The organism is Hymenobacter metallicola (assembly GCF_004745645.1).
Lineage (GTDB): Bacteria > Bacteroidota > Bacteroidia > Cytophagales > Hymenobacteraceae > Hymenobacter > Hymenobacter metallicola.
This window is the reverse complement of sequence record NZ_SRMB01000002.1, coordinates 119639-137188: the sequence shown is the minus strand read 5'-3', so window position 1 is coordinate 137188 and position 17550 is coordinate 119639. Positions and strand designations below refer to the sequence as shown.

Sequence of the window (17550 nt, the reverse complement as noted above, 5' to 3'; positions counted from 1 at the left end):
ATTGAACAGGAAATACAAGAACCGGTGTTAGGGAGCTAACCATTCGGCTGGTCGGCGGTTTATGCAAGCGCAGCCGCCAGAGTTTGCGTATTTTTGTTTCGCCTACGGGCCTTACTTCTGATTTCTCTCTTTCACTTTCAGCCCATTTTTTAACAATGGCAACGTATCCTGAATACATGGTAGCTCCTATTCGGCAAGACCTCACGTCGGCTGGTTTTGAGCAACTGATGACCCCCGAAGAAGTTGATTCGGTTCTCAACACCCAGAGCGGCACGGTGCTGCTGGCCGTCAACTCGGTGTGCGGCTGCGCCGCCGCCAAAGCCCGTCCGGCCCTGAAAATGGCCGTGTCGAGCTCGGAAAAAAAGCCCGCCAAGCTCGTAACGGTATTTGCCGGTATGGAAACCGAAGCCGTAGCCAAAGCCCGGGAACACATGCTGCCGTACCCTCCCTCGTCGCCCAGCATTGCCTTGTTCAAAGACGGCGAGCTGGTGCATGTCATCGAGCGCCACCACATCGAGGGCAACGACCTGATGCGCATCGTGGACAACCTGCAGGGCGCTTTCGAAGAGTACTGCTAGGTGTAATCTTCCGCTTGAAACACAAAAAGGTCCGGTAGCAGCTGCTACCGGACCTTTTTGTTGGGTGTCGTACCTACTTCTACAAACCCAGGGATTTGAAGAAGGCGTCCTGGTTGGGCTCCCGGCCCAGGAAGTTTTTTACCAGGTTGTACTCTTCCTCAGTGCCACCCCGGGCCAAGATCATGTCACGGTAGCGCAGGCCGGTTTTCTGGTCCATGATGCCGTTCTTCTCAAACACGGAGAACATGTCTTCGGCGTATACTTTCGACCACATGTAGCCGTAGTAGCCGGCGCCGTAGCCGGTGAGGTGGCCGAAAGCGGCCTGCATGTTGGTGCCCTCTACGTAGGCAAAGGGCGTAATCTGGTTTTGCAGGCGTTTCACCACATCGGTAGTCGTTTCGGTACCGTTGGGGTCAAACTTGTCGTGCAGGGTCATGTCGAGCGTGCCGTACAGAATCTGTTGGGAAGCGGCCAGGCCCGAGCCCACGTTGCGGGCTGCCCACATCTTGTCGTAGAGGGGCTTGGGCAGTACTTCGCCGGTTTGGTAGTGCTTGGCAAAGGTCTTCAGCGCGTCGTAGTTCCAGGCCCAGTTTTCCAGAATCTGGGAAGGCGCTTCCACGAAGTCGCGTTTCACGCTGGTGCCCGACTGCGAGGACAGCTCGGCCGTGGTCAGCAGGTTGTGCATCACGTGGCCAAACTCGTGGAAAAAAGTCACCACTTGGCTGTGGCTCATCAAGGCGGGTTTGCCCGGCGTGGGCGCATTAAAGTTGCAGAGTAGCACCGCCGTGGGCAGCTGGTAGCCCTTGGGCGTGGCCTTGCCGCTGCTTACCCCGAAACAGGCCGCGTGGGTGTACTTGTTGTCGCGCGGAAACAAGTCGATGTAGAAACGGCCGATAAGCTTGCCGTCGCGCTGCACTTCAAACATGCGGGCATCCGGGTGCCACACCGCCGGGTCTTTCACCTCGTTGAACTTCAGGGCAAACAACGACTGCGTGGTCTGAAACAAGCCGTTCACCACGTTATTCACCTCAAAGTATTCCTTGGTTTTCTCAGCGTCGAGCTGGTATTTCTCCTTCATCAGCAGGTTGCCGTAAAACGAGCTTTCCCAGGGGTTAATAACCTTGGCACCGGGGTCCTTGGTGTAGGCGCGCTTCACGACGAGGAGCTCTTCCAGGTCCTGTTGGCTTTTCTGTTTCACGCGGTCCACCAGCTTGGTTTCGAAAGCCCACACCGTTTCGGGCGTTTTGGCCATGCGGCTGCTGGTTTGGTAGGCGGCGTACGTCTTATAGCCTAGCAACTGGGCCTTCTTCTGGCGCTCAATCAGCAGCTGCTTCAGTACGTCCAGATTTTTGTCCGCGGCCCGGTTGTTATACAAGGTGTAGAGCTGCTTGCGCATGGCATCCGACTCGGCATACTTCATAAACGTGCCGTAAGCCGGTCCGTCCAGCCCGATACGGTAGGCGTCCCCCGCCTTGGGCCGGCTCTTGACGTAGTCCTCGGGCAGGCCTTTCATGTCGGCGGCATTTACCAGCAGAAAGCCCTGGTCTTTGGCAATGTTGGCTCCGAAGGCAATAGAGAGGTCCCCGATTTTATCATTGATGGCCTGCAATTCCTTGCGCTTCTCAGGCGTCAAGGCAAAGCCGTTGCGCTCATAGTCCTCCACCGTCTCAGTCAGGTACTTCTTCCGGGCGCCCGTCAGGCTCTGGGCCTCTTTGGTTTTGGAGTAGTCTTTCACAGCCCGGTACAGCTGCTCGTCCAGCTCCAGCTCGTTACCATACTTGCTGATCAGGGCAATGCTTTTCTGAGCCTGATTGCGAATAGCCGAGTCGGGGCTGGCATTGAACAGGATGCTGATGGGCCCGGCCACGTTGCCGATATGGTCGCCCAGGTTGTCGAGGGCCAGCATGGTGTTGGCGAAGGTGCGTTTGGCGGCCGGCACCTTGTAAATAGCCTGCAACGAGGTTTTCGTATCACTGATAACCCGGTCGGTAGCCTGCTTCACGTCGGCCTTGGTGGCTCGCTTGAAGTCGATAACCTGGTTGAAGCCCGGCGTGAGCGGGTTGGTGGGCGGGGCAGGCTTGTCGGCGGCCGTGCTCAGCAGCGCGGCCAAGCTGGCTAGGGCCGTAAAGCCGAGGCGCCGGGCCCCGGAAGGGGAGAAGTGAACCATGCGGGTCTGGGTTAAGGGGATGGAAAGCCGAAGATAATTCTTGCCAAAGACATTCCTGTCTTTCAAATGTTGCTGCCAGTCAGCCACAAACAACAAAGCCACTCCCGCGGGAGTGGCTTTGTTAACTAGGTAAGGAGTTGCTCCTAAAGGCCGCCTCAATTGAAACGTCTGCCGGGGCTAGTTAGCGTATTCGCTCAAGAACTTGATACGCATCAGGCGTAGGTCTTCCTCGGTGTACTCGTCGGCGCCGAGCTCCTTCAGGGCCACGGCAATATTGTCGGTGCTGGCCTGCAGGAAGTAGTCGGTAATTTCCTCCTGCCGGTCCTGGTCCAGCACCCCGTCGATGTAGTAGTCGAGGTTGAGCTTGGTGCCCGAGTAGCAGATGTGCTCGATTTCCTCCATCAGTTCCCGCATATCAATGCCCTTGGAGGCGGCAATTTCCTCCAGGTCCATCTTCTTATCAATTTGCTGGATGATGTAAATCTTGATTTTCGACTTGTTGACGGCCGACTTCACAACAACGTCCGCAGCCGTTACGATGTCGTTTTCTTCAACGTACTTCTGAATCAACGCCAAGAAGGGCTGCCCAAACTTCTGCGCCTTGCCCAGGCCCACACCGCCCACGTGGGCGAGGTCGTCCATTTTGGTGGGGAAGGTCGTGGCCATTTCCTTCAGGCTGGGGTCCTGAAACAGCACGTAGGGGGGCAGGTTTTTCTCCTTGGCTATCTTCTTGCGCAAGGATTTCAGCATCTCAAAAAGGGCGGCGTCGTGGCCCGCGGCTTCCTGGACTTCCTCTTTTTCTTGCTCTTCTTTCACCTCTTCCTCGTAGTTATGGTCCTTGGTGAGTTTGATAGAATGCGGATTCTCAATGAAATCTAAGCCTTTCGGACAAATTTTCACAACGCCGAAATTCTCAATGTCCTTCTCCAGGAAGCCATTCAGCAAGGTCTGCCGCAGCAGCGAGTGCCAGAAGGCCGCGTCGTGGTCCTTGCCGGCCCCGTAAATCGGCAGGGCATTGTGGCCGTAGCTTTCCACGTGGGCGTTATTCATGCCCATGAGTACCGTGCCGATGTGCTCGATACCGAAGCGCTCCTCGGTCTGCACCACGGCTTTGAGGGCCATCAGTACCTCGTCCTTGGCCTCAAACCGCTCCTTCGGGTGCTTGCAGTTGTCGCAGAAGCCGCAATCCTTCTCGAAATGCTCGCCGAAGTAGTGCAGCAACTGCTTGCGCCGGCACACCGCGGAGTCGGCGTAGTTGGCCATTTCCTGGAGCAGCAGCTTGGAGTTGTCGCGCTCGGTCACGGGCTTGTCCTTGTTGAACTTCTCCAGCTTCACGATGTCGTCGTAGCTGTAGAACATCAGGCAGTTGCCTTCGAGCCCGTCGCGGCCCCCGCGGCCGGTTTCCTGGTAGTAGCCCTCAATCGACTTGGGCGTGTCGTAGTGAATCACGAAGCGCACGTCGGGCTTGTCGATGCCCATGCCGAAAGCAATGGTGGCTACCACTACGTCGGCTTCTTCATTCAGAAAGGCGTCCTGGTTGGCCATGCGCACGTGCGGGTCGAGGCCGGCGTGGTAGGGCAGGGCCTTCACGTCGTTGACGCGCAGCAGCTCGGCAATTTCCTCTACTTTCTTCCGGCTCAGGCAGTACACAATGCCGGCCTTGCCCTTGTGCTGCTTCACGTACTGAATCAGCTGCTTCTTGGTGTTATGCTTGGGCCGTACTTCGTAGTAGAGGTTGGTGCGGTTAAACGAGGTCTTGAACACCGAGGCCTCGTCCATTTGCAGGTTCTTCTGGATGTCGAGCTGCACCTTGGGCGTGGCCGTAGCCGTCAGAGCAATAATGGGTACCTGGCCGATGTTGTCGATGATGCCCCGGATGCGGCGGTACTCGGGCCGGAAGTCGTGGCCCCACTCCGAAATACAGTGGGCTTCGTCGATGGCCACGAAGCTGATGGTAGCCTTCTGCAGGAAGTCGATGGTTTCGTCCTTGGTCAGGCTTTCGGGGGCCACATACAGCAGCTTCACTTCGCCGCTGATGACGTCCTTTTTCACCCGGTTCGTCTCCGACTTCGACAAAGTCGAGTTCAGAAAGGCCGCGTTTACGCCGAAGGCGTTGAGCTGGTCGACCTGATTTTTCATCAGGGCAATCAGGGGGGAAATGACGATGGCCGTGCCGGGCAGAATCAGGGCGGGCAGCTGGTAGCACAATGACTTACCGGCACCAGTCGGCATAATCACGAAGGTGTTATTGCCCTCGATGACGTTCTGAATAATGGCTTCCTGGGTACCGCGGAACTGACCGTACCCAAAAACTTCCTTTAACTTGCCTTTCAGATCAGCCTCACGCTTGACTGCTTGTTTTACCGCTGGCATCGACATTTCCACTTGCTCTTTTGAGTTGCAGACTTGAGCACCAACACCACTCGTGTTGGTTACTCAATCTAGACAAATTTAGATTGAAACAGCAGAACGACACCAACACAATTGCAAAAAAAGTGCTTCTCGAAGAAGCAGACGCCGTTCGGGGCGTGGCCGAAGCCATTGCCCAAACGCCGGATTTTGCACAATGCGTAGCCGCCATACTCTCTTTACGGGGTCGGGTGGTGGTTACCGGCATCGGTAAGAGTGCCCACATTGCGGGCAAGATGGTCGCCACCCTGAACTCCACGGGCACGCCCGCGCTGTTTATGCACGCCGCCGATGCCATCCACGGCGACCTGGGCATGATTCAGCCCGAGGATTTCGTCATTGCCATCAGCAAGAGCGGCGACACGCCCGAAATAAAGGTGCTCGTGCCCCTGCTCAAGCGCAAGGGCGTGCCGCTGGCGGCCCTGGTCAGCAATGCCGACTCCTACCTGGGCGTGCAGGCCGACTACGTGCTGCACGCGCCCGTGACCCGCGAGGCCTGCCCCCACAACCTGGCGCCCACTACCAGCACCACCGCAGCCCTGGCCCTGGGCGATGCGCTGGCCGTGTGTTTGCTCGAGTCGCGGGAGTTTACTTCCGCCGATTTTGCCCGCCTGCACCCGGGCGGTACTCTGGGCAAGAAGCTTTATCTGAAAGTGGGCGACTTGAGCCGGCAAAATCAGACGCCGCAGGTGCTGGAAAATGCCCCGCTCAAGGACATTATTCTGGAGATATCGGGTAAGCGCTTGGGCGCCACGGCTGTGCTGGCCCTGGCCGACCAGCACCTGCTGGGCATCATTACGGACGGTGACCTGCGCCGCATGCTGACCAACTTTACTAAGCTCGAAGAAGTGCGAGCCCGCGACATTATGACGCCCCAGCCCATGACCATCGACGTGGAGGACTTCGCGGCTGAGGCTTTGGTTCGAATGCAAAATCGTAATATCACCCAACTCATTGTTACTGAAAGAGGTCAGTTCAGCGGGTTCATTCACTTACACGACTTGCTGCGTGAAGGCTTGGTATAGTCGAATTGTTACATTACTTTACGCTTAAATACCATGTTTGCGTTTTGTAAGCATGGTCAGCACCATTTAATCAGCTTCTTCTGATGAATCAAAATACGTTCCTCGTCGTGATGGCCGGCGGTATCGGTAGCCGCTTCTGGCCCTTTAGCCGTACGCACCTGCCCAAGCAGTTTCACGACGTAATGGGCGTGGGCCGCTCTATGCTGCAGCTCACCGTGGACCGGTTCAGGGAGATCTGCCCGCCCGAAAACGTGTTTGTCGTGACCAACCGCGACTATATGGAACTGGTGCAGCAACACTTGCCCGAACTGCCCGCCGACCAGATTCTGGGCGAGCCAATTGGCCGGAACACGGCTCCTTGTATTGCTTACGCCAGCTACCGCATTGCCAAGCGTAATCCCCAGGGTATTATCATCGTTACACCCGCCGACCACGCGGTGCTGCACGAGGACGAGTTTCGCGCCATTATTCGCAAGGCTGTCGACGTGGCGCAGAACCATGAGGTATTGCTTACACTTGGCATTCAGCCCTCCCGCCCCGATACGGGCTACGGCTACATCCAGTACATTGATGAGGACGGAAAGAGCGGCTTGCCCAAGGGCCTGGAGAAAGTGAAAACTTTTACGGAAAAGCCGAATCTGGAGCTGGCCCGCATGTTTGTCGACAGTGGTGATTTTCTCTGGAATTCGGGCCTGTTTGTGTGGCGGGCCGATGCCATTATCCACGCCTTCCACCAGTATCTGGGCGATATTGCCGAGGTATTCGACGAGGGAGTCAACGACCTGGGTACTGAGCGTGAAACCGATTTCATCACCCAGGCCTACACGCGTTGCCGCAACATCAGCATCGATTACGGGGTGATGGAAAAAGCCGACAACGTGTACGTACTGCCCGCCGACTTTGGATGGAGCGACCTGGGTACCTGGGACTCGCTGCACCGCATGGGCCACCACGATGCCGACAACAACGTGGTCGACGGCGACGCGCTGCTCTATGACACCCGGGAATGCGTGATTAAAACGCCCTCGGAGCGTCTGGTCGTGGTGCAGGGGCTGGATGGCTATATCATTGCCGAATACGACAACGTACTGCTGATTTGTAAGCGCACGGAGGAGCAGCGGGTTAAGGAGTTCGTAGCCGACGTGAAGTCGAAAAAAGGAACGGGCTATAACTAAACCGGAAGCTGATGCTACGCAGCCGTGCTACGCAAGAAGGCCGCCCCACCTGGGGCGGCCTTCTTGCGTTTGGAAGACAAAGACAAAAGATAAAGCCCGAAAAGCCCCGGCTTAGCGGCCGAAGTCGTCCTGCACGCGCACAATATCTTCTTCATCGGAGGGCTGCTGGGCGTCGGTATGCTGCCAGATTTCGGCTATCATGCCCCAATCGTCGAGGCCCACGAGCCGGTGCCGCTCGCCTTGCTTGAGCGTGATGGTTTGACCGGGCGAATACGTCTTCAACTCACCTTCCTCATCGGTTGGGCTGGTGACAATGCCCACGGTGCCGCGCACTACCTTCCAGATTTCGGCCCGGCGGTGATGGTATTGCCACGAGAGGCGCTGGCCGGGCGCTACGAGCAGCACTTTGGGGCTTAGCTTGCCCGAAATGCGCAGCTGGTCGACCGAAAGGCCGTCGAAGTAGGTGTCGGCAAATTGCTGGGCCTGGTTTTCGTCGAGTACGAAAAAGCCCCCCCAGGGGCGGGTTTGGTCTTGTTGGGCAATGCCGAAGCCTTGCTCCTGTAAGTGTTGCTGAGTTTGCTGAAACAGTTGTTGCTTGGACATATCAGAGCTCATAACTAGGTCGGGAAGTGTGCAGTGGGCCCGGGTTGGCAAGCCACGGGCCGCGGCAGCTAGCAGGTAGTAGAGTTTGAAGTAAGATAGAAGTCTTATTTGGACTCTGAAAGCTCTACCGCAACCTGCGACTGGTGCAAGGACGAGCTACGGATAATCAGCTCGGGCTTGAGCACCAAGTGCGGGGGCTCGTACGAAGGACCGCGCTTGAGCAGCTGCAGAAATAACCGGACGGCAGTTTCGCCCATTTGCTCGGCCCGCTGGTCCACGACTGTCATTTGCGGCTGGGTCATGGTAGTGAAAGGCTCATTGCTGAAGCAGGCCAGGGCAATATCCTGGGGAACTCGCAGACCTTTTTCACGCAGTACTTCCAGCGCACCCACCGAGGGAATGGCGTAGGCGGCGAAGATACCGTCCAGGGGCGGCTCCAGGGCCAGCAGGTGCTGCATGCCCAGGCGGCCAGCGTCGTGGGTCAGGGCGGGCAAGGAATATACCCAATCGTCTTGGAAGGGCAAACCGTGGGCTTCGAGGGCGGCCTTGTAGCCCAAGAACCGGTTGCGACTGGTGTTCAGGTGCTGAGGTCCGGCCAAGTGTACTATCCGCTTGCAGCCCTGGGCAATCAGGTGGGAAACGGCCTGGTAAGCGCCCTGAAAATCGTCGAGCACCACGGCCATGCTGCGCGGCAGCTCCGGAGCCCGGTCGAAAAATACCAGCGGCGTACCCTGGCGGCGCACCTGCTCGAAATGGTCCATGTCGGCGAAGGTGGTAGCCGACACCGATACCAAAATACCCTCAACCTGAGCTGCCAGCAGAGTTTCAATGTTTTTTTGCTCCCGCCGCAGCTCTTCATTCGATTGACAGAGCAACACGTTGAAGCCTTCCAGGGTGGCTACTTTTTCAATACCGTTCATCACAGCCGGAAAGAAATAGCCTTTGATGTGCGGCACTATCACGCCAATAGTCTTGCTATGGCCCCGGCGCAGGGCAGCCGCTAGCTGGTTGGGGCGGTAGTTGAGTTCCTGAGCCATTTGCCGGACCCGCTCCTTCGTGGCTTCGCTAATGTCGCGGTGGTCGGCCAGGGCCCGAGAGACGCTGGAGGTCGATAAATTCAGGTGCCGGGCTAAATCCCGTAGCGAGATTTGCTGCTTTTTAGCGGCCATAATTCGGTGCGTTAAGGGCGGAAGGCAATGCCAGTCGGGGTCAAGGAACAACACAGACCGCAAACGCCCAAGAAAACTGCGAAACATCGGTCCGGTACCTGTCAGTAGAAAAGCACAAGCTGGACAATACCGTACGGAGAGCTATAGCCGATTCTTCTACCTTTGGTGGATATACATTCCTGATTATCCCGGTATGAGCACAAAGGTGAAGAAGCGGACCCTGATTAATGACATTGCCAGTCATCTGGAAGTGTCTATTGCCACCGTCTCGTTGGTACTGAACGGGAAAGCCAAGCAAAACCGCATTAGCGACGCCGTCGCCGAACGGGTGCTCAAGTACGTGGAGGAGGTCGGCTACAAGCCCAACCACCTGGCCAAAAGCCTGCGCACGGGTAAAACCAACATTATTGGGTTGGTCGTGGAAGATATTTCCAACCCGTTTTTTGCCACGGTAGCCTGGCTGATTGAAAAACAGGCCTTTGAGCGGGGCTACCGGATCATTTACTGCAGCACCGACAACAACACGGCCAAGACCAAGGAGCTGATTGCCATGTTTCAGGAGCAGCACGTGGACGGGTTTATTATTGTGCCCTCGGAAGGAATTGAAAAAGAGGTGAGCAATATTCTGCGCGAGCAAACGCCGACGGTTCTTTTTGACCGCTACCTGCCCGGGCTGGCGACCAATTATATTGTAGTCGATGGGGCCCAGGGAACCTACGAAGCCACGCGTCACTTGCTGGAACAGGGCTTTGCCAACGTGGGCTTCGTCACGACCGACTCTACCCAAACCCAGATGGAAGCCCGTTTGCACGGCTATGCCCGGGCCCTAACCGAGCAAAACCTAGCGCAGAAAGTAAAACGCGTGACCGTGACCAAAGACACGCAGCCCATTGTTGCCGACATCCACGCATTTATTCAGGCTAATCCTGAACTAGACGCGCTTATCTTTTCGACCAACTATCTGAGTATTTACGGGCTGGAAGCCATTGGGCGCCTGGGTCGGCGGATTCCGGACGACCTGGCCATCATTTCCTACGACGACCACGACCTGTTCCGGTTGTATACGCCCGCTATTACCGTTATTGCCCAGCCCGTTGAGAGCATAGCCAAAAATGTCATCGATATTCTGCTGCACGAGCTCCAGGACTCCGGCAACCAGAGCTTAGCTCGCCCGCAAAGTGTAGTATTAGCACCAACGCTCATTATTCGCAAGTCGTCGGTTCGGTTGTCAAATGCCTAAGTTGCGTTAAAGCTGATTCAGCCCTAAAAGCAAGAAGCCCGACCAAGTGCTTGGTCGGGCTTCTTGCTTTTAGGGCTGAATCAGCCTACTGCCCGCTTTTCAGGCGTTGGCGCAGTACTTCAAAGAGCATGATGCCGCTGGCTACCGATACGTTCAACGAGCCAATCTGACCGGCCATCGGAATGCGCAGCTTGTGGTTGGCCAGCTTCAGGTATTCCGGCGAAATGCCATCCTCTTCGCTGCCCATCAGCACGGCCACGGGACCGGTCATGTCCACGGTTTCGGCTTCCAGGCTGGCATCCGACTTCTCGGTGCAGGCAATAACCGTTACGCCCGACTGCTGCAGAAACGTGATGGTTTCCTTTAAGTTGGGCTCTCGGCACACCGGAATCAGGTTTAGGGCGCCGGCCGAAGTCTTCAGCGCATCGCCATTGATCTGGGCCGCTCCCCGGCTGGGCACCACAATGGCGTGCACGCCCATACACTCGGCGTTGCGGGCAATGGAGCCAAAGTTGCGCACGTCCGTAATCCGGTCGAGCAGCAGCAGGAGCGGGGTTTTGCCTGCCTCATACAAGCCCGCCAGAATACTGTCGAGGGGCTGGTAGTCGATAGGCGACACGAAGGCTACGGCGCCCTGGTGGTTTTTGCGGGTCAGGTCGTTGAGCTTCTCAATCGGCACCAGCGACATGGGAATGTTGGCCGCTTTCGCCAGCTCGGTAATTTCCTGGGTGATGCTGTTTTTGGTGCCGCGCAGCAGGTAAATTTTCTCCAGGGTGCGGCCCGCACTCAGGGCCTCCAGGATGGGGCGCAGGCCAAACAGCATCTCAATGCTGCGGTCGGCCGCCGGTTTGTGCGGGTAGCGCGGTTTGTAGTCGCCACCCCCGCGCGCGTCGCGGCCTTCGCCCCGGGGCTCACGCCGGTCGTCGCCAGCCCGGTCATCACGGCCGATTGGGCGGTTTTCGCTGTTGTAGTACGTGCGCCGCTCATTCAGCGGCCGCTCCGGGCGGTCAGTCCTTTTCTCCATTGCTCAACGGCGGCATACCAAAGCATTTCGTACTCCGGCCGGCGCACCAATTCATAGTGTTCAGGGGCAAAGGTACTGGGTTTGGGCCGGAACGTATACGTACCGTTGCTGCCATCGGCGTCGCGGTATACCCAGCGCTCCTCGGCGGCCGTGCGGTACACGGCATCAGGGGCGCCCAGGGCCACGTAGAGCATGCCCCGGTCGGTCATCCACCCCGGTTTGTGAGCAGTAAATAATTGATTGGCCGCCGTTACCCGGCCGTAGTAGGTACGGATCAGTTGGCGGGCTACGCCTTGGTTGTCGCCGGCCACGCGCAGCCAGAACTGGTCAACGGCGCGCTTGGGTTCGGGCGCATCGTACAGCTTTTTGCGCTCAGCGGAAGTAGTCAGGTAAATAAGCGGTTGAATGAGCTCATCGGCAGTGGTAAGCTCCGGAAAGTCGGGGTCGGTTACGAGCAAGCCGTACCCGCTTGGGGCGCCATCGACGCGCAGCATGTACAGGCCGGCCTGGGGTAGTAGTAGCCGCTGCCCGGCCCGGAAAAAAACGGAGTCACGAGCGGGCAATGTGCGTGATACTGGTTGGGCGGCTGGGTTGGCCATAGGGGGCAGGGCGGCGTTGAAGCCCGAGTCGTAACGTTTGGCTACAAGCGGCCTTTCTGGTCCGTAGCAGTCGAGCATAAAAGGCTCGTTGAGGCGCACGTAGCGGCGCAGCAGCGGGTCGCCCACCGAGTCAGTTACCAGAAAAGTGCGCCCCAGCCGCTCTTTGGTAATGGGCAGCCAGGCCGCCTCGCTGGCATCGGCCTCATCGGGCGGGGCGCAGGCCATGCTCAGCACCTGCCCGGGCTGCAGGCTGGCCGCCGCTACGCAGAACTCCACCCAGGCCGCCGATTTATCCAGGCGGGTACGGTTAGCCAACTGCCGCAGCTCCTGGCGCCACACCGGCCGCTTGGCCTCGAAGCTGGCCCAGGCGGCCACCCGCAGCGGATTGCCCCGCTGCAATACACTGCCATCCGGAAAACGCAGGTAGATGCGCAGACTGTCGCCCTCCCGACGGGTTTCCGCTAATATCCGGCGCTGGGGCTGGTACTGGCCCGCAAAGTCCCGCCGCGGGTCAGCTGCCAGGGGCTGTAGGCCTCCCGTTAGGAAAAGCAGCGTGTTAAGCAGCAAACAGTGTAGTAGAGTACGCATCGGGGGAAGAGAGGTAATTCGGCAGCCGACACGTGCCGGGTTGGTAAGCAACGAGTACGTGCAAGGTATAGTACGGCAGCCGGTTACAAAGTAGCTAACATAAAAACAGCCATCCCGGGGGCAGGATGGCTGTTTTTATGTTAGGTCGAAACTATTGGGCATTACTGCCGCGGATAATACTGGTTGAGCAAATCCAGGGCTTTTTTGGCGCGGGCTTGGTCTCCTACTTCCTCGGCGGCGCGGTACACACTCTGCAGGGCCAGCAGGTTGGTTTGCACTTCCATGTCAAACAGGGCACTGCTGCGGGTACTGTAGTATGCCAAGGACTGCTGGGCCCGGTTGGTCATGGTGTCCATGATTTCGTTGGCCCGCTGCTTCTCGCCCACTTGTACCAGCGGCACCACAAACTGCGGCACGTAGTAGTCGTAGCGAATCGACTTGTCCGGCATTACCTGGAAGCACTTGTCGAGTACCTCTTTGGCTTTGGCTTTGTCGCCGGCGGCCAGGTACGCCTCGGCCAGGCGCGAGAACTTGTCGCGGTAGTTGGCCGGGAAGCGCAGGTTGTTTTCGTCGTAGAAAATATCGGCCCGGTCCAGGTTGCGGTAGGCAAACTTCTTCATCATGTTTTCAAACATGAGTTCCTTCGACACGTAGCCTTCGTTACCGCGCGGGTCGTAGTTGGGGTCCTTGGCGGGCAGAATGCGGTAAGCCATGCCTTCGAGCTGGAAGTAGGGCTGCAGGCTCATAAAGTCCGAGGAATTTACCGTGCTGGAGAAGTAGATAGGCCGCTTCCAGTTATTGGTGGCCAGCATATCCAGAATTACCAGGTTCTTCTTCTCGATGGCACCTTTGCCCATATCCCACTCCATGCGGCTCACGAGCTGCTTGCGGCGGTCCTTGGGAATAATACCCAGGGCTTCCACGGCAGCGGTATCCACGGGCAGGTAGAATTTACGCGTCGGGAAGGACAGCAGCGGCCGGCCGCTCTGGGTCTGGACCTGCAGCAGCGGGCTGTTCTGATCCACCAAACCGATGAACTCGCGCAGGTTTACTTCCTGCACCGCCGGGTTTTCCACGTAGGGCAGATAATCGTTGGTGCCCTGCGCGTAATTGTCGCTCTTCATCGAGATGGGCAGCGGCTGCGACAAGTAAGCGCGGCGCTTCATCTGCTCGATATACCAGTCGGTGTTCAGGTAGCTTAGTACGGCTACGCGCACGTCGGTCCGTACGCCTTCCACTTCCTGGGCGTACCAGAGGGGGAAAGTGTCGTTGTCGCCGTTGGTGAACAGAATAGCGTTTGGAGCGCAGGAGTTCAGCAGGTTCTTGGCCGAATCTACCGAGTTGTACCGGTCCGAACGGTCGTGGTCGTCCCAGCCCTGGGCTACCATCAGGCCGGGGGCCAGCAGGCCCACCAGGGTAGCCACCACTGCGCGTGAGCCATCGGCTTTGAGCACGGCCTTCAGCAAGTCGGCCAAGCCCAGCACGCCCAGCCCAATCCAAATGGCGAAGGCGTAGGTAGCACCGGTGAAGGTGTAGTCCCGCTCGCGGGGCTCAATTGGGGGCTGGTTCAGGTAGAACACAATGGCCAGGCCCGTAAAGATGAACAGCAGGCCAATGACCAGGGCGTTGCGTCCGTCGCGCCGCACGTGGAAGAACAGGCCAATCAGACCCATAATCAGCGGAATGGCGAAGAAGTTATTCCGGGCCGGACTAGTGGCAATCCGCTCGGGCAGGCCGTTGCTGCTGGCATTGGTAGGCCATACTACGCCTGCCTGCTGAATGTCGCTTTCGCGGCCCACGTAGTTCCACAGGAAATAGCGCCAGTACATATGGCCCATTTGGTAGCGGGTCAGGAAGCTCAGGTTCTGGCCCATGGTCGGCTTCACGCCCTCCTGGATGTCGACCCACTTCTTGTAGTTATAGATGTGCTCGGGCGCGGGGCTGTAGATGCGGGGAATCAGCATCTTGTCCTCGTCGCGGTAGATGGTTTCGAGGCGGCGCTCGGCAATGACGTATTTGTCGCCCTTGCGCACGTAGCGCGGAGCGCCTTCCTTCTGGTCGATGGGCTCGGCGTTGAACTGCGGCCCGTAGAGCAGGGGCCGGTCGCCGTACTGCTCGCGCTTGAGGTAGCTCACGAACGACAGCACATCCTTGGGCGCGTTTTCGTTGATGGTCGGCTCGTAGCTAGACCGAATGGGTACAATCAGGTACGACGAGTAGCCAATGAGAATGAACACGAAGCTCAGCATGGCCGTGTTGACCAGGCGGCTGTGGTTGCGGAACGAGTAGCGGAAGCCCAGCCAGATCAGGGCCACAAACAGCAGCAGGAAGAAAATCAGGCCCGAGTTGAAGGGCAGCCCGATGCTGTTGACAAAGAATACCTCGAACGCCCCGGCCAGGGTGGGCAGCCCGGGAATAATGCCGGCCAGAATCAGGCCTACAATCACGCTGCTGATAACCAGGGTCAGGATACCACCCCAGGTAGTCGGGTTTTCGTGACGACGGTAGTAGTAGATAAAGCCCAAGGCCGGAATAGCCAGCAGGTTCAGCAAATGGACGCCAATGCTCAGGCCAATTACGTAGGCAATCAGAATCAGCCACTTGTCGGAATCGGCCTCGTCGGCGCGGTTTTCCCATTTCAGCATAATCCAGACGACGGCTGCCGTGCACAGGGCCGACATGGCGTATACCTCGGCCTCCACGGCGTTGAACCAGAACGAATCAGAGAAGGCGAAGGCCAAAGCGCCCACGACGCCCGCACCCTGAATCAACAGGGTCTGGCCGCTGGTGGGCTCCACGGTGCGCGCGTCGCGCAAGCCCGGGGCCTGCACCACGAGCTTCTTGGCCAGCATGGTAATCGTCCAGAACAGGAACAGCACCGTGAACGAACTGCTCAGGGCCGAGAGGAAGTTGATTAGGACCGAAACCTTGGTGACGTCACCGAAGGAAAAGAGCGAAAACAGGCGGCCCAGCAGCAGGAAGGTAGGGGCCCCCGGAGGGTGAGGCACCAGCAGCTTGTAGGAGCAGGCAATAAACTCGCCGCAGTCCCAGAAGCTGGCCGTGGGTTCTAAGGTGAGCAGATAGGTAATCGTGGCAATGGCAAAAACAAGCCAGCCGACTAGGTTATTCAGGCTTTTGTAACTCCGCATACTGGTTTAATCAGAGAAGGGCCAAAAGTAGGCAATAAATCTGGCCATGCCGCACCCGGCTTGCAGACACCTAAAAGGAGCTATATTCCGGTACAAGCATAAAAAAAGCAGCCAGGGGTACTGGCTGCTTTTCAAAAAGCGTCGGGCGTCAGAAAGTTCAGTTCTGCAAAATCAAGCGTTTGGTGCTGATGACTTTATCGTTGGCCAGCAGGCTGTAAAAGTAAACGCCGGCTGGCAAATCAGTCAGATCTAGTTGCAGGCCATCAGCCATCAGTTCGGGTTTCAAAGCCACCATCCGCACTTCCCGGCCAATGATATTGCTGAGGCGCAGCTTGTAGCCTTCACTTACTTTCTGACCCAGGGAAACCGTTACCAGGCCCTTGCTGGGGTTAGGGTACACACTCAACGTGGGAGTAGCTGGGCGCGCCTCAAGCACGGGCGTCACGGTGCTGACGGTAATCGAGCCTATCATTCCCTGCCAGGTGTTGGTGCTGGGGTCCAGGAAGGAATGGGCCGTACAGTGGTAGCCAAACGTACCCGGCGTATTGAAGGTAATGGACTTGGTACGGTTGGCCGAGTTCATCTGAAACGTGGCCCAGGCGGCGTTGTCGGAAGCCGTGGGGTGGCTGCCGGCCTGCCACTGCCAGACCACCACGTCGCCGGGGCGGATGGTGACATCCTGGGGCGCGTAGAAATTGTCGCCCACGGTAATGGTAATGGTAGCGGCCCAGGCCGAAACCTGCGCCAGAACCAGAAAGAACAATAAAAAAAGACGAGTAGATGTTTTCATGTTTCGGGGGCTGTGAGCAAAAGAACAAATCGTTGCCTCGCAGGAGCGGCTTTTTACCAACCCTGCCAGGCCTAAGACAAGCACCGTGCCCTTTTCTGTGCCTAGCTGAGTACCCTGCCTCGGCCGTCGCGACCAGGTCGATTAGAGTAGTTAGCCGGCGAAGAGTTTAAAGCAGCAGTAGCTAAGCTTGCTTTGTTCATACTCGGGGCAACGGCCGGAATGGTTGTCACCCCCAGAAACTATTTATGTATATATTTAATTTCCTGCAGCGCGAAACTTCTCAACTCTTTGTTTATTTCTACTACCAAGCGGCCCGTTTCGTCCACGCCCACAATCTGCCCGCTTACCTCTTGGCCGTCTACCTCATAGGTATGCCGCTCTTGGTAGCGGTACAGCGCCTGCAGATAATCGAAGCGCAGCGCCGCCACACGGCCCGCCCGTAGCATCAGGTAGCGGCGCTCTAGGCACTCGAGTAGGCGGGTGATAAGGACTTTGAGCGGGTAGGCCCGACCGGTAAGCCAGGCCAGCGAAGTAGCCGTAGGCATGCCAAATTCCCGCTGATTGACATTTATCCCGATTCCGACGATGCTATATTGAATCTTGGCGCCGCTTATGGTGTTTTCAATCAGGATGCCACCCAGCTTCTGGGAACCGTAATAAATGTCGTTCGGCCACTTCAGGCGCAGGGCGGCATCGGGGCCCAGCAGGTCCCGGGCCCAATCGAGTACGCCCAAGGCCACGGCCTGGCTCAGTTGAAACTGATTGGTCGGGGCCAGAAAGGTGGGCTGCCAGATAACCGATAATGTCAGGTTTTCGCCCGGGCTGGCCTCCCAGCGGTTGCCCCGTTGGCCCCGGCCAGCGGTCTGTTTGTCGGTAATCACCGTACAACCATCGGTGGCGCTGTTTTTGACAATGAGAGCTTGTGCTTCGCTGTTTGTCGAGGCGCATTCGGGCAACCAAACAATTTGCTGGCCCGTGAATAGGGTTTGGGGGGATAGTGCCTCCACCTGATTTTCTTACTTTGTGCGTTCAAA

The 17550-nt window shown here is 57.6% G+C and carries 13 protein-coding genes; 4 read left to right on the top strand and 9 right to left on the bottom strand.

What is annotated here, in order from left to right; all coding sequences use genetic code 11:
• Positions 1-155: 155 nt before the first annotated feature.
• Complete coding sequence (locus E5K02_RS11330; RefSeq protein ID WP_100337443.1) at positions 156-578, top strand: BrxA/BrxB family bacilliredoxin; 423 nt, start codon at positions 156-158, stop codon at positions 576-578.
• Between the two features lie 79 nt (positions 579-657).
• Here E5K02_RS11330 and E5K02_RS11325 read toward each other — a convergent pair whose 3' ends face one another.
• Together E5K02_RS11325 and recQ are read right to left on the bottom strand one after the other, a co-directional pair.
• Complete coding sequence (locus tag E5K02_RS11325; protein WP_135394924.1) at positions 658-2745, bottom strand: M3 family metallopeptidase; 2088 nt, start codon at positions 2743-2745, stop codon at positions 658-660.
• A 177-nt stretch (positions 2746-2922) separates the two neighbouring features.
• Positions 2923-5118, bottom strand: a complete 2196-nt coding sequence (gene recQ / locus E5K02_RS11320) for a DNA helicase RecQ (protein WP_135394923.1) — start codon at positions 5116-5118, stop codon at positions 2923-2925.
• Between the two features lie 122 nt (positions 5119-5240).
• Between recQ and E5K02_RS11315 the strand changes: the two genes are divergently transcribed.
• Positions 5241-6179 carry a KpsF/GutQ family sugar-phosphate isomerase gene (locus E5K02_RS11315; protein WP_135394922.1) on the top strand — a complete coding sequence of 313 codons (939 nt, stop codon included), beginning with the start codon at positions 5241-5243 and terminating at the stop codon, positions 6177-6179.
• A gap of 83 nt (positions 6180-6262) precedes the next feature.
• Positions 6263-7354 carry a mannose-1-phosphate guanylyltransferase gene (locus tag E5K02_RS11310; protein ID WP_135394921.1) on the top strand — a complete coding sequence of 364 codons (1092 nt, stop codon included), beginning with the start codon at positions 6263-6265 and terminating at the stop codon, positions 7352-7354.
• 111 nt (positions 7355-7465) lie between these two features.
• Here E5K02_RS11310 and E5K02_RS11305 read toward each other — a convergent pair whose 3' ends face one another.
• Complete coding sequence (locus E5K02_RS11305; protein WP_240737247.1) at positions 7466-7957, bottom strand: cupin domain-containing protein; 492 nt, start codon at positions 7955-7957, stop codon at positions 7466-7468.
• Positions 7958-8061: 104 nt separating this feature from the next.
• Positions 8062-9126 (bottom strand): LacI family DNA-binding transcriptional regulator, encoded by a 1065-nt coding sequence (locus E5K02_RS11300; RefSeq protein WP_167856371.1) that lies wholly within the window; start codon positions 9124-9126, stop codon positions 8062-8064.
• Positions 9127-9319: 193 nt separating this feature from the next.
• On the opposite strand from E5K02_RS11300, the gene E5K02_RS11295 reads away from it, so the two are divergent.
• Positions 9320-10366 carry a LacI family DNA-binding transcriptional regulator gene (locus E5K02_RS11295; protein ID WP_135394918.1) on the top strand — a complete coding sequence of 349 codons (1047 nt, stop codon included), beginning with the start codon at positions 9320-9322 and terminating at the stop codon, positions 10364-10366.
• Positions 10367-10451: 85 nt separating this feature from the next.
• On the opposite strand, the gene rlmB is transcribed toward E5K02_RS11295, so the two are convergent.
• The 5 genes from rlmB to E5K02_RS11270 all read right to left on the bottom strand — a co-directional run bounded on the left by rlmB (position 10452) and on the right by E5K02_RS11270 (position 17523).
• Positions 10452-11390: a 23S rRNA (guanosine(2251)-2'-O)-methyltransferase RlmB gene (gene rlmB / locus E5K02_RS11290; RefSeq protein ID WP_135394917.1), complete on the bottom strand. Its 939-nt coding sequence runs from the start codon at positions 11388-11390 to the stop codon at positions 10452-10454.
• Positions 11354-12577 carry a GWxTD domain-containing protein gene (locus E5K02_RS11285; protein WP_135394916.1) on the bottom strand — a complete coding sequence of 408 codons (1224 nt, stop codon included), beginning with the start codon at positions 12575-12577 and terminating at the stop codon, positions 11354-11356. The genes rlmB and E5K02_RS11285 overlap by 37 nt, the downstream gene beginning before the upstream one ends.
• Positions 12578-12738: 161 nt before the next feature.
• Entirely contained in the window at positions 12739-15726 is a 2988-nt protein-coding gene (locus E5K02_RS11280; protein ID WP_135394915.1) for a glycosyltransferase family 117 protein, read from the bottom strand.
• A gap of 157 nt (positions 15727-15883) precedes the next feature.
• Complete coding sequence (locus E5K02_RS11275; RefSeq protein WP_135394914.1) at positions 15884-16516, bottom strand: T9SS type A sorting domain-containing protein; 633 nt, start codon at positions 16514-16516, stop codon at positions 15884-15886.
• A gap of 239 nt (positions 16517-16755) precedes the next feature.
• Entirely contained in the window at positions 16756-17523 is a 768-nt protein-coding gene (locus E5K02_RS11270) for a biotin--[acetyl-CoA-carboxylase] ligase (protein WP_135394913.1), read from the bottom strand.
• Between the last annotated feature and the right edge of the window lie 27 nt (positions 17524-17550).

Coding starts and splice junctions, on each gene's coding strand:
- recQ (WP_135394923.1), bottom strand. CDS start 5,118: ATGCCAGCGGTAAAACAAGCAGTCAAGCGTGAGGCTGATCTGAAAGGC.
- E5K02_RS11280 (WP_135394915.1), bottom strand. CDS start 15,726: ATGCGGAGTTACAAAAGCCTGAATAACCTAGTCGGCTGGCTTGTTTTT.
- E5K02_RS11300 (WP_167856371.1), bottom strand. CDS start 9,126: ATGGCCGCTAAAAAGCAGCAAATCTCGCTACGGGATTTAGCCCGGCAC.
- E5K02_RS11310 (WP_135394921.1), top strand. CDS start 6,263: ATGAATCAAAATACGTTCCTCGTCGTGATGGCCGGCGGTATCGGTAGC.
- E5K02_RS11295 (WP_135394918.1), top strand. CDS start 9,320: ATGAGCACAAAGGTGAAGAAGCGGACCCTGATTAATGACATTGCCAGT.
- E5K02_RS11305 (WP_240737247.1), bottom strand. CDS start 7,957: ATGTCCAAGCAACAACTGTTTCAGCAAACTCAGCAACACTTACAGGAG.
- E5K02_RS11285 (WP_135394916.1), bottom strand. CDS start 12,577: ATGCGTACTCTACTACACTGTTTGCTGCTTAACACGCTGCTTTTCCTA.
- E5K02_RS11325 (WP_135394924.1), bottom strand. CDS start 2,745: ATGGTTCACTTCTCCCCTTCCGGGGCCCGGCGCCTCGGCTTTACGGCC.
- rlmB (WP_135394917.1), bottom strand. CDS start 11,390: ATGGAGAAAAGGACTGACCGCCCGGAGCGGCCGCTGAATGAGCGGCGC.
- E5K02_RS11275 (WP_135394914.1), bottom strand. CDS start 16,516: ATGAAAACATCTACTCGTCTTTTTTTATTGTTCTTTCTGGTTCTGGCG.
- E5K02_RS11330 (WP_100337443.1), top strand. CDS start 156: ATGGCAACGTATCCTGAATACATGGTAGCTCCTATTCGGCAAGACCTC.